The organism is Flagellimonas marinaquae (assembly GCF_023716465.1).
Classification (GTDB): domain Bacteria; phylum Bacteroidota; class Bacteroidia; order Flavobacteriales; family Flavobacteriaceae; genus Flagellimonas; species Flagellimonas alginolytica.
Genome location: NZ_CP092415.1, coordinates 1,999,218 through 2,009,450 on the forward strand (window position 1 = coordinate 1,999,218; position 10,233 = coordinate 2,009,450).

The window sequence follows — 10,233 nt, forward strand, 5'->3', positions numbered from 1 at the left end:
ATAATTGCGGTATCATAAATGACTTTCTATCCCCTAAATTTAAAAATCATTACGATAACCAAAGCTAAAAATATGGTCAGTAATCCACCCAATAAAAAATCACTACCCATAAATTGAGTGCCTATGTACCCCGCAATGGGATAAGCTATTGCCCACCACAAATGGGAAAATGCAAAATGCGAACCATAAACTTTGCCATGGTCCTTTGCGGCTATATTTTCCCCAATCAATGTTTCAGAAGGCATATCTGCCAATGTTTGTCCAATTCCAGCCAACACCCATAGAAAGAGCAGGCCATTATAAGAGACACTATTGGCAAAGCTGATGGCAACCCCAATGACAATAACACCGCTGATTAGACTTATGCTCCTTGTTTTGGTTTTATCCAAGCTACCCAATAAGAAAGCGGTTATTGCAGCACCTATTCCAAAGGTTGACATCGCCCATCCGTAATGTTCATCATCCAATTGCAACGTAGTTTTTACCAACCCTACAGTATTGACCAAAACCATCGCACCTGCAATAGCAGAAATAAATTCAATGGATAAGGCAAACCGCACAATTTTATTGCCAAACAACAATTTCACTCCGTTGGCCAATTGTGTCCAGATACTTTCAAATTTCCTTAAGTTCAAGGGTAAAGCACCTTGTAGGGATTCCTTGGGAATGGTCATGATCAAAACCATTGCTATTAAAAGACTGACTCCGTTTACAAAGAAGATTTGTCTTGCTCCTAACCAAGCTGATGCAATACCTGCCAATGCAGGACCGAACACACTCAACAATTGAAATGTGGCCATGGATAGGCCATTTGCTTCCCTGTAGACTTGTTTATCCACAATCTGCGGAATAATGGCCCTATAGGTAGGCGTGAAAAATGCAGCAAACGTATTTAAAATGAAAATTAACACATATAGCTGCCATTCATAACTTACAAAAGGCAATAGGCAAACAATACCCATTCTCGCCAATTGTGTGAACAGTAATATCTTCTTGCGATCAATTCTTTCGGATAAGATACCTGCAAAGGGTGAAAAAATTATATAGGCCGTAACTCTTAAAGTAAGTGCGGCAGCTAATATTGCTGCCGCACTTTCAGGTTTAATTTCATAAGCCAACAATGCTAAACCAAGCCATGTAAAAGCATCACCAAAAAGGCTGGACACTTGTGCAAAATACAGCTTCGAAAAGGTTTTGTTGCCCAAGGTCATAAAAGGCTCGATAAACGCATTGTATAGTTTCTTCATTATGCTTCCATAGGCTTGTTTTTCGTCACCAATTCGTACACACAAGGAATTACGATCAAATTCAAAAGTGTTGCAGAAAGCAAACCTCCCAAAATAACCACGGCCATGGGGCTTTGTATTTCACTGCCCGGTTGACCGCCTTTTAATGCCAATGGAATCAAAGCCAACCCTGTAGTAAAGGCTGTCATTAGAATAGGGTTTAATCTATCCAATGCCCCTGCTTTGATAAGGTCTATTCCTGTTTTTCCTTCTTGTCTTAAATCTTCGTATCGAGATACCAATAGAATACCATTTCGGGTTGCAATACCGAACAAGCTTATAAACCCAATGGTCGCAGCAATACTTACAATTCCAGATGTGAAGTAGACAATCAAAATTCCACCAATCAATGCCAAAGGCAAATTGATGAGTACTACAAAGGCCAATTTTACATTTTTAAACTCGTAATACAGCAATAAGAATATTATTCCAATGGCCAAAAATGCAGTGACCAATAACAATTGGGAAGCTTTGGATTCACTTTCAAATTGTCCGCCATATTGTACACGATAACCCTCGGGAAAGTTAATGGTACTGTTTACAACATCTTCAATCTCGTTTACGGCACTTCGCAAGTCCCTGCCCTGTACATTGGCAGCAATTACAATTTTACGCTGTACATCTTCACGGCTGATGGTATTTGGGCTACTTACTGAACCTATGGTCGCCAATTCACCCAACACCGTTTGTCCTCCATTGGGCAGGCTTATCAAGGTATTTTTGAAGTTCTCTATATTATCCCGAAAGGGCTTTTCATAACGCACCACCAAGTCGAAATACTGTTGCCCTTCATAGATTTCACCTACTTCCTCCCCTGCAAACGCAATATCCACCTGTTCCATCAAATTGCCAGCTGTCATTCCATAAGCCGCCAATATTTGGCGCTTGGGCTTTATCCGAATTTGGGGAACTTCTATTTGTTGGTCAACGGCTACATCCGCCAATCCGTCAATGGATTTGATGTTTTGCTCAACCTGTTTTCCCAATTCAAACAAACGCTGTAGGTCAGAGCCGAAAATTTTGATTGCGATATTGGCCCGTGTTCCAGACAACATGTGATCTATCCTATGTGCTATAGGCTGTCCAAGCGTGATGTTAATCCCGGGCACTACACTCAATTTGGTACGGACTTCCTCGAAAAATGTTTCCTTGGTTTTACCATCCAGTATAAATGGCACATCTATTTCGGCAGCATTGACCCCTTGTGCATGTTCGTCCAGTTCCGCACGTCCCGTTCTGCGGGTCACCACTTCAACTTCGGGCATTTCCAACAACAAGGTTTCTATTTGTTTCCCTGCCTTGTTACTTTCTTCCAGAGACATTCCAGGAGGGCCAACTGCACTGATCACCAACGAACCTTCATTGAACTCGGGTAAAAAGCTTCTTCCCAATTGGGTCGCCAATACCAAACTCAAAATAAAGGCAATCACAGTTATACCAATCACCGTTTTTGGGAATTTAATCACCTTGTCCAATGTTGATGCATACCATTTTTGGAGCCATTGTTCCACTTTGGTGCCTTCGGCTTGCTTGTTCAACAGTTTTTCGTTGTTCAATAAATAGGAACATAATACCGGGGTTACTGTAACCGCAACAATCAAGGACGTTAATACGGATGTTACAAAAGCAATTCCAAGTGGTTGTAATAATCTACCTTCCATGCCACTCAAAAAGAACAGGGGCACGAACGAAACAATAATGATCAAGGTCGCTATGATGATGGAACTACGAATTTCCACAGAAGCATCCCGTACTACTGTGATTACCGATTGCTGTGCTTCTTTTGGCAAACGACTGTTTTCACGCAAACGTTTATACACATTTTCTACATCAATGATCGCATCATCCACCAAGGCACCAATAGCGATGGCCATACCCCCTAAACTCATGGTGTTAATGGTATATCCCATTAATTTTAAGATGATGATGGACACCAACAATGAAATAGGAATGGCCAACAATGAAATTACCGTGGTTCGCCAGTTCATCAAGAAAATGAACAATACAATCACCACAAAAAATGCACCTTCCAACAAGGTGGAATTTAAATTGCTTATGGAGGCTTCGATAAAATCGGACTGTCTGAAAATATGGGATTTGATTTCTACCCCCTTCGGCAAGGTTTTCTGTAAATCCACAATGGCTAAATCCAACTGTTCTGTCAAATTTAAGGTGTTGACATCGGGTTGTTTGGATATGGTCAAGATTACCGATTCCTTCCCATTCAATGAACCATCACCGATCTTGTCCGATGCTCCAATTTGCACAGTAGCTACATCTTTTATTTTAATGGTCTGACCATTGACCTGCTTTAAAACAGCTTCCTGTAGATCTTCCAAAGCATAGGCTCTACCACTACCTTTAATGATGTATTGGTTTCCATATTGATTTACAATACCACCTGGAGCATTTACATTGGCTTCCTTAACGTGCTCTACCAATTCTGATAAGCTCACGTTATAGTGCTTCAACTTCTCAGGATTGGCAAATACTTGGTATTGTTTGTACTCGCCACCAATAACCACCACATTAGCGATACCGCCAATCGCTTTGATGCGTGGGCGAATCGTCCAGTCGGATAGGGTACGTAATTCCATGGGCGACAAACTATCGGATGTTACTCCCAATAGCATAATCTCTCCCATAATGGATGAAATGGGCGCCATGGTTGGTGCACCGATACCTTCAGGCAGATTTTCACGAACCATCGGGATACGTTCACTTACAATTTGCCGTGCCCTGTATATATCCGTTCCCCATTCAAATTCGACCCAAACAATAGAGATACCCGCCGCCGATGAGGAGCGAATACGCCTTACATTGGGCGAACCGTTCAGGGCAGTTTCCAATTGATAGGTCACCAGTTTTTCCACTTCTTCCGATTCCATACCATGGGCTTCGGTAAGAATGGTTACCGTAGGTGCAGTGAGGTCTGGGAATACATCAACATTCATTGTTTTTGCATAGTACACACCCAAAACACTCAACACCACTGCTCCCAACAAAATCAGCAAACGATTATGTAGGGAACTATTTAATATTTTAGTCAACATAATTTTTGCTTTTTAATGTTCATGGCCATGTGCCGGGGTTGTTCCGGACATTGATGCCATTTTTACCTGATACGCACCTGTGGTTACTACAACATCACCTGCTTGCAGGCCTTTTAAGACCTCTACATATTCACCATTGCGTTTACCTATGGTAATCGATCTTCTTTCAAAGCTTTCTCCCGAAAGTTGCACCATTACCGAATAGTTGCCGTAATCTTCCATCAAGGCCGATTCGGGAACAAGGGTGGTTGGTTTGCCATCACCCATTGCTATCTGTACTTGGGTCAAACTACCATCAGGAACTGGAATAACGTCGTTCACTTTGGCAAATACTGAAATCAATGGACTATCCTTTTCCACATCTTTTGAAATGGATAGGATCCCACCATCTGAATCTGAAATATTTTTCCAATTCCCAGTTTCCGTTTGATACCATAAGCCTTTGAAATTTTCCATGGTCAAACCATAGGTGGGTGCAATCTGCGATTTCAATACTTTTGAATCTTCAGTTGCCACACTTATCAATACAGCCCCTTGCTCTACATAATCTCCATTGGCCACCTTTACCGATCTAATGAAACCATTGAAAGGGGCCCGAATCTGTTTGCTGTCTCCCGACACTCCCGAAGCAATGGATTGATATTCTGCTTTTGCAATCGTATAATTACTTTCCACTTTTTCAAACTCGGATTTCGGAATGATCTTGCTTTCGTACAATTCCTTTTTACGGTTGTATTCCGATGTCGCCTGGTCATAATTAGCCTTTGCCTTGGCTACCTCGGCACTTAAATTATTGGATGCCAAGCCTTGGCTGCTCACGTTTAATAGCAATTGTCCTCTTGTTACCTCCATACCCTCGGTAAGGTTTAAAGTTGAGAAGTTGACAGTTCCATTGGCCGTTGCCACCATTGTTTTCAATGCCCCTTGGGCTGGCTGCCAAACCCCAGAGGTTTTGATAACATCGTATATTTCACCTTTTGTTACAGGTTCCGTCTGGAAAGCTGTTTTCCAAGCCTGTTCTTTCAAAAATGAAATGGATCCATCTTCGCCAGCTTCACCCAAAGCCTCTTTGGCTTCGTCCAAACTGCCATACACCATAATATCCTCGATTACGATTTTATCCGTGTATTGAGGAGTGTTAAGGTCAAAAATCAATTGATGTTCACCTGGTCCTGTTGGCTGAAGAAGTGGAGAAAATATTCCTGGTGAAGAGGGAGCGTCAGCAGTTGACCGTATTCCTTTTTCACCTTTGACCAAACTTACCGTTACCGAACCTTCTCGTACTGGCTGATGTTTGTCCAATACAGTGAAATGTGCGGCGAATTTGCTGGGTTGTCCCACAATCAATGCTGGGAACTCCACAAACAATTCTGTGTCATCCGTCCAAATGGTATAATCCAATCGGGGTGTTTCATCCCCAACATGACTACCATCTGCGTTATGGGCATGGTCTTCTTCATTATTTTGTTTACAAGCTGTTGCCATTAAGGCAAGCACAATTATTAAATACTTTTTCATTTTGATTTAAGTTTAGTGGTCGTGGTGCTCTTCTCCGTTGTCATGGGTATGGGTGCCCTCTTCAGTTTGTACGGAGTCCTTGTCCATGGTAAATTCTTCCTGTTTTACCTCTTCCTGTTCGTGCGTATGGTCACCACCCTCACCGTGGGTATGTCCATGATCGTCTTTAGCTTCTTCTTTTTTAGTGTCTCGACACCCTGTTATTCCTATTGCAATGATTACCATTGATGCCATTAAAATTTTTGATACTGTTTTCATCTTTTTGTTTTTTAAGTTGTTACAATTGATGTATTAATAATTGTGCTTGTAATAGCTGTAATTGTTTTTCCATTTCCAACATCCTATCGGTTGCATCCCGATAAAACTGAACTTCCATATAATATTCCAAAAAGGAATATTCACCCAGACTATAGGCTTTAAACAAAAGTGCCTCACTATCTAGGTTGGATAGTGTTTCTTGATATTCGGTGTACTTGTTGAACAACAAAAGGTACTGGTTGTATTCCTGTTGAAATTCTGAATACATCCATGCTCTTGTTACTTCTGAATTGGTTTGCTGATACTCAAAATCCGCCTTTGCTGCCTTCACTTTGTTCTTGCTGTTCCATAAGGGAATGGACAAACCACCAAATACTCCTGAATAATCATTACCGTTTACACCTTGATAGTTATATCCCAATGAAATATTGGGCAGCACTTTGTTCTTTTCCAGTTTGACGTTTTGAAAAGCAGAGGCTTCCTTGGCTTGGAGTTCAATCAATCTTGGGTCATTGGCCAGTTTTTCACTCCAAATTGTCTCAACACTTTGTATTTGGACGGGACTGTCCAAATGCAAATCATTCACTTCAATGGATTGTCCACCATTCAGCGTTTTCAATTCGGTAAATTGGTTTTGAATGTCGGCTTGTAACTGTTCCATTGTAAACTGTTCCTGAATCCAAGCTACTTTCGCCTTGTTAAGATCTAAGATACCAACCTGTTCCTTGTTGTACATTTCTTGGACTTGTTGGAAGACCTCAAAACTTTGGGTTTTTCTGACTTCTTCTATCTCCTTCCGTTTTTGAAGTAAATTGAGATTGATCAACCCTTCTTTGGCTTTCAATAGAATTTCTTGACGCTTATTGGTGTACATCGTCTCCAATTGGTCTTCCCGAAGCTTGTTCCACTTGTTACGGGCCAAATACACCGTAGGAAACTCGAATGATTGTGATACTTCAAATTCTGCATAATCGTCCGACTGGTGATCGCCAAATGGCAAATAATACCCAAGAACCTCGGGATTCGGCAAATTGTTACCGCTTTTATTTTGCAGTTGTTGGCCATTAATGTACGATTGAAAGGCCTTCAACTCTTTATTGTTCTGTTCTATTTGGTTCAGTACTTTCTCCAGCTCAGTGGATTGTGAAAACACTTTACCAAAAAACAGGTACACGCATAGAGCGCATACGAATTTAAATTTCATAATGATTTTGTTTAGGTTTATCAAAAATTGAGAAACAAACACGCTGATACAATTACTAATGGAATCAGCTTGCCTTCTTGATTAACCTAATGCAGGGGGTCCCCGAAGTGAAAGATTGGGAAAATGGTCTTTTTGTAAGGTGTTCGGTGGCTCGTACCAAATTTTATCCAATAGGATGTCTTCCCATATAATCTGGGCTGCCTCTGGTATGCGAACAGTTTTTATCTGTTGCTTTTGGTCCGTTGTTTTCTTGACAGAAGAATGTTCCCATACCAATACATTGGTCGATGTGTTGGTATGTGTGTGGAAATCCAAGAACCAGTCGAATAGGCCCTTGCTAGGCTTTTTGTCTTCTGGCTCCCCGTGATGGTGATGGCCATCGGCCATATGATCATGATCATGGCCTGTCTGAATCTGTTCGGTTTGGTGTTGATGGTGCCAATGCGGAACAATTTGGTGCATAAGCAACATGCTGAATATGCCCAGAAAAAAAAGTGCCTTTATGTTTTGGAATTTCCGCATCGGATACAAATATAGGAATCTATTGAATTAAGCTAAACTACAATACCACAACTTTTTAGTAAACCCCTATTGCATATCCAAAAACCATAACCTGAAAGTTCAATTAAACTGTCTTTTGCGGTTGGGTATTATTAGAAAACAAGAGCTTAGTTGACACTTCAAAAGAACTCTTTGCAGGCTTTAAACAAATAAATATTCTGACTTAGGCATTTAGATACTAATATTTTTTATGTAGCATGGCGGTGTGTTGACCATGCGGTGCATAAGGTTCTCGAATATCCCTTCCTTCATGAAACTCCGGTTGAACCTATAGCAATATTCATCGAGGTAGTCCTGTAGATCCTTCACGTGATGGTGTACGCCCCTTAACCATCCCTTGAGATTCATTATCGTGCGATGGAGTTCGGGGAAGTTGTTCCCCTTTTTGCCAGAAGGTATGCGACCGAGGTTCTTGAACTCCTTCTTCAGCGGGGCATATCCTGTCCATTGGTCCGTGGTGACCTTCGCATCACTGTCGATATGGTCCCTCATGAAACTGCCCAAGTGCTCGGCACTGGCCTTGGGGATTACACGGGCATAGAGGCGTGAGACACCCTTTTTCCTTTTCTCGATGCCCACCACCACAAGCTTTTTGACGCCGTTCTTCCTGCCGCGTACGCCCTGTTCCTGTCCACCGAAGACAGTCTCGTCCACCTCGGCCGTGCCGGTTATCGGGTGGTTCCCGGAACTCTCCATCGCCTTCATCACCTTTCGCTTGAAGGCCCAACAGGTCTTTTGCCTCAGGTCAAGTTTGCGGCTCAGCTCGGTGGAGGTAACCCCTTTTTTGTTGGTCGAGACGAAATAAACAATCCAGAATGCCTTGACCAGATCGAACTTGACCTGATGGAAAAGGGTGCCCGCCGTCGGGGATTCCACGTACCTGCACGAGGTACATTGGCGGGACATCTCGGCCTTGCCCGGACAACTGTGCCCATGGCCACATTTGCGGCAGCGATATCCGTCCCTCCATTTGAGTCCCGATAGGTATGACAGACAGTCCTCCTTAGTAGAAAAACGCTCCTGGAACTCGAAAAGGGACAGGCTTTTGAATCTTTGCTCCATGTTTATATATATTGTTTCCCTAAATTTATTGATGTTGGAAATATTTACAAAGTGCCTAAGTCAATAAATATTTAATGGTATATACATTTGTATGATCATACATCCATATAAATATTTGTTTTTGGAGTGCTTGAAATTTCTGTAAAATATTTGTGGAAAGGGAGAAAAAGAGCAAATCAGGGTTTGTCCGAGTGTCAGTGTAAACTGAATTCTTTTTCTCCCTACCCATATTTCTACTGTAGTTGCCAAAAACGATGTTTTTGGCAACACCCCCAAAGAATCGAATAGGGATGGTAAGCCTTAGGAGGCTTACCATCCCTATTTTGGATTTAACCTCAATTCCTTTGCAAATTTATTTTGAATGCTTCTTGATTTGCCATACACGAACCGATGTACGGCAAATGGATTAAATGCTGTTCAATGTTGCTAGGTTTGTTCAATAAAGTAAATCAACAAATACCAGTACTATGAAGCGTATATTTATCATGGACGACGATGGATTAAAGGAGTACGTTCCTGTGGAATCTCTCAAAAACAATCTAGCTCCAAAACTGGAGGATAAGGATAATCAAAATCAAACTGAAAATGAAATGTTGACGATTGCCGATTTGGTCAAGAAATTTAAAGTGACCAGGCCGACCATCTATTCCTGGATGGAAAAAGGGTTGCTCAAAAAGATACCTATTGGCGGACGTGTTCTATTTCATCCCAATGACATCGACGAGCTTATCGATCGGTTAAGGGGTATTTCTTCTTAGAAACAGATTGATGATCCAAAGTCAAAATAAAAAATGGATTTTATTAATCGGAGGTCACGAAGCAAGTTGTGTTTTTGTATACAAAAACGGCTCACTTTGTTCGCAAGCTTGTTGAAGATACTCCTCAATTCCTAAAATTATGGCACGGCCAAAAAAAGAAATTAGAGAGCTTAAAGCAATTCATATCAGTTTTAGAACTACAGTGGATAATTATCTCATTGTAGCTCATAATGCAGAATCTTGCGGGCTTTCAATTGCTGATTATATCCGAAAAAAAATTACAGGAGAACCTTTACCTAGATATAAGATCTCTCCTTATGAAAGAAAAATTTTCGTTGAGCTGAGCAGGATAGGTAACAATATTAACCAGTTGGCCATCAAAATTCATTTAGGGCAGAACCAACCCGAAAAATTGACGGGACAACTTGTGGAACTACAAAGGTTGCTTTCTGAAGTAAAACAAATTATGGTAAAATAAAGTCAAAACAGGTTGATTGAATTTTAGTAAAAAAAAAAGAAAAATAGCAATAATT

At 41.2% G+C, this 10,233-nt stretch carries 9 protein-coding genes; 2 read left to right on the plus strand and 7 right to left on the minus strand.

Annotated elements, in window-relative coordinates:
* Positions 1–26: 26 nt before the first annotated feature.
* From MJO53_RS08990 to MJO53_RS09020, 7 genes are all read right to left on the minus strand, one after another.
* A complete protein-coding gene (locus tag MJO53_RS08990) occupies positions 27–1,247 on the minus strand; it encodes an MFS transporter (protein ID WP_252078832.1) in 1,221 nt (406 codons plus the stop codon).
* A complete protein-coding gene (locus MJO53_RS08995) occupies positions 1,247–4,339 on the minus strand; it encodes an efflux RND transporter permease subunit (RefSeq protein ID WP_252078833.1) in 3,093 nt (1,030 codons plus the stop codon). The genes MJO53_RS08990 and MJO53_RS08995 overlap by 1 nt, the downstream gene beginning before the upstream one ends.
* 12 nt (positions 4,340–4,351) lie before the next feature.
* Complete coding sequence (locus MJO53_RS09000; RefSeq protein ID WP_252078834.1) at positions 4,352–5,857, minus strand: efflux RND transporter periplasmic adaptor subunit; 1,506 nt, start codon at positions 5,855–5,857, stop codon at positions 4,352–4,354.
* Between the two features lie 12 nt (positions 5,858–5,869).
* Entirely contained in the window at positions 5,870–6,115 is a 246-nt protein-coding gene (locus MJO53_RS09005) for a hypothetical protein (protein ID WP_252078835.1), read from the minus strand.
* A gap of 19 nt (positions 6,116–6,134) precedes the next feature.
* The gene (locus tag MJO53_RS09010; RefSeq protein WP_252078836.1) at positions 6,135–7,319 is read right to left on the minus strand and encodes a TolC family protein; all 1,185 of its coding nucleotides are present in this window, start codon (positions 7,317–7,319) and stop codon (positions 6,135–6,137) included.
* 81 nt (positions 7,320–7,400) lie between these two features.
* A complete protein-coding gene (locus tag MJO53_RS09015; protein WP_252078837.1) occupies positions 7,401–7,841 on the minus strand; it encodes a hypothetical protein in 441 nt (146 codons plus the stop codon).
* A 210-nt stretch (positions 7,842–8,051) separates the two neighbouring features.
* Complete coding sequence (locus tag MJO53_RS09020; RefSeq protein ID WP_252078838.1) at positions 8,052–8,942, minus strand: IS1595 family transposase; 891 nt, start codon at positions 8,940–8,942, stop codon at positions 8,052–8,054.
* A gap of 467 nt (positions 8,943–9,409) precedes the next feature.
* Here MJO53_RS09020 and MJO53_RS09025 point away from each other — a divergent pair, with 467 nt between their 5' ends.
* Positions 9,410–9,700, plus strand: coding sequence for a helix-turn-helix domain-containing protein (locus MJO53_RS09025; RefSeq protein ID WP_119638439.1), 291 nt, complete (start codon positions 9,410–9,412; stop codon positions 9,698–9,700).
* 139 nt (positions 9,701–9,839) lie between these two features.
* Positions 9,840–10,178: a plasmid mobilization protein gene (locus MJO53_RS09030; protein ID WP_252078839.1), complete on the plus strand. Its 339-nt coding sequence runs from the start codon at positions 9,840–9,842 to the stop codon at positions 10,176–10,178.
* Positions 10,179–10,233 lie beyond the last annotated feature (55 nt).

What these genes read in the sequence shown, in the direction of transcription:
- MJO53_RS08990 (WP_252078832.1), bottom strand. Translation starts at nt 1,247, where the DNA reads ATGAAGAAACTATACAATGCGTTTATCGAGCCTTTTATGACCTTGGGC.
- MJO53_RS08995 (WP_252078833.1), bottom strand. Translation starts at nt 4,339, where the DNA reads ATGTTGACTAAAATATTAAATAGTTCCCTACATAATCGTTTGCTGATT.
- MJO53_RS09000 (WP_252078834.1), bottom strand. Translation starts at nt 5,857, where the DNA reads ATGAAAAAGTATTTAATAATTGTGCTTGCCTTAATGGCAACAGCTTGT.
- MJO53_RS09005 (WP_252078835.1), bottom strand. Translation starts at nt 6,115, where the DNA reads ATGAAAACAGTATCAAAAATTTTAATGGCATCAATGGTAATCATTGCA.
- MJO53_RS09010 (WP_252078836.1), bottom strand. Translation starts at nt 7,319, where the DNA reads ATGAAATTTAAATTCGTATGCGCTCTATGCGTGTACCTGTTTTTTGGT.
- MJO53_RS09015 (WP_252078837.1), bottom strand. Translation starts at nt 7,841, where the DNA reads ATGCGGAAATTCCAAAACATAAAGGCACTTTTTTTTCTGGGCATATTC.
- MJO53_RS09020 (WP_252078838.1), bottom strand. Translation starts at nt 8,942, where the DNA reads ATGGAGCAAAGATTCAAAAGCCTGTCCCTTTTCGAGTTCCAGGAGCGT.
- MJO53_RS09025 (WP_119638439.1), top strand. Translation starts at nt 9,410, where the DNA reads ATGAAGCGTATATTTATCATGGACGACGATGGATTAAAGGAGTACGTT.
- MJO53_RS09030 (WP_252078839.1), top strand. Translation starts at nt 9,840, where the DNA reads ATGGCACGGCCAAAAAAAGAAATTAGAGAGCTTAAAGCAATTCATATC.